The sequence below is a fragment of the Flavobacterium sp. FlaQc-48 genome, assembly GCF_044007335.1.
Classification (GTDB): Bacteria; Bacteroidota; Bacteroidia; order Flavobacteriales; family Flavobacteriaceae; genus Flavobacterium.
In genome coordinates this window covers 1-255 of the sequence record NZ_JBIPCR010000100.1, presented here as the reverse complement: position 1 = coordinate 255, position 255 = coordinate 1, and the positions used below count along the sequence as shown (strand labels likewise).

The window sequence follows — 255 nt, the reverse complement described above, 5'->3', positions numbered from 1 at the left end:
TAAAAATATCACGGTAAGTGATCCTAAGGCAACTATAAGTGGAGGACCATTGGCCCAATTGGCTCCGGGAGCAGAAGATGCTACTACCTTTACCGGTATTCATATTGTAACACAATCTGATATTGATTCAGGTGCCGTATACAACTTAGCGACCGCAACTGGAACACCACCAAGTGGCCCAAATGTAAGTGACACATCCACCGATCCTCTGCCATGTACTACATGCGCACCAGATCCAGGTTGTCCAACTTGTAC

At 46.3% G+C, this 255-nt stretch carries 1 protein-coding gene; it reads left to right on the top strand.

What is annotated here, in order from left to right; genetic code table 11:
• Positions 1-255 (top strand): hypothetical protein (locus tag ACHRWY_RS27735; RefSeq protein WP_395359264.1); only part of this gene is annotated, 255 nt, incomplete at both ends.